The sequence below is a fragment of the Vibrio splendidus genome (assembly GCF_002873455.1).
In the GTDB taxonomy this organism is placed as follows: Bacteria; Pseudomonadota; Gammaproteobacteria; order Enterobacterales; family Vibrionaceae; genus Vibrio; species Vibrio splendidus_J.
This window is the reverse complement of sequence record NZ_MCUN01000038.1, coordinates 1-787: the sequence shown is the minus strand read 5'-3', so window position 1 is coordinate 787 and position 787 is coordinate 1. Positions and strand designations below refer to the sequence as shown.

1 protein-coding gene is annotated in these 787 nt (G+C 39.1%); it reads left to right on the top strand.

The genetic code is table 11. The features are described 5' to 3' along the window. Positions 1-23 precede the first annotated feature (23 nt). Complete coding sequence (locus BCU75_RS19675) at positions 24-620, top strand: tyrosine-type recombinase/integrase (protein WP_102474825.1); 597 nt, start codon at positions 24-26, stop codon at positions 618-620. The last annotated feature ends 167 nt before the right edge of the window (positions 621-787 follow it).

Sequence of the window (787 nt, the reverse complement as noted above, 5' to 3'; positions counted from 1 at the left end):
ACCAAATTAAAAAGGAGGTCATCATGGTAGTTTTCAACAAAACGAAACGAAGTGGCGTCAAAAAGCCTTTTCGGCTTGAGGAAATTTGGCGGATCAGAACCAGATTAGAAATTGAAAATAATTTGATGCAGCTTGCGTTGCTCAACTTAGCTATTGATAGCAAACTTAGAGCAAGTGATTTGCTCGTTCTCAGAGTTTGCGATGTATCTTCGCAAGATAGGATATTTAGCCGCGTTAAGCATATCCAGCGCAAAACAGATATTGAAGTTCAATTTGAGATAACGACAAGAACTCAACAGAGTCTAATGAAATGGATTTTGATGGCTTCGCTACATGACAGCAATTTTATTTTCCCAAGCCAAAGGCGAAAGCAACAACCGATTAGCTATTCGTACTATCGATACTTAGTGAGGAGATGGGCTTCTAATCTGGGGTTGGATCCTAACTTGTATGGCACTCACTCGATGAGGCGAACAAAAGCGACGTTAGTCTACGCAAAAACGAAAAATATCCGAGCGGTGCAGCTACTACTTGGTTATACCAAGGTAGATAATACAATCCGCTATCTTGGGGTTGAATTAGAAGATGCATTGTTGCTTTCAGAAGGTACTGAGTGTTAATCGAAAAGGAACCTAAATACTTAGGTGTTTCAATTGCTATTACGCTGAAAGTTGTTACCCATTCACCGCTATACTTGATCATTTTCAATACGTTAAGTGCAAATACTACTAATCTGTCCAAGGTTTAGAGGACCTTGAACAGATTAGGTATACACAAGCTTAAATTA

Bases quoted from the DNA above. Each gene is read 5' to 3' on its own strand.
- BCU75_RS19675 (WP_102474825.1), top strand. From the start codon at position 24: ATGGTAGTTTTCAACAAAACGAAACGAAGTGGCGTCAAAAAGCCTTTT.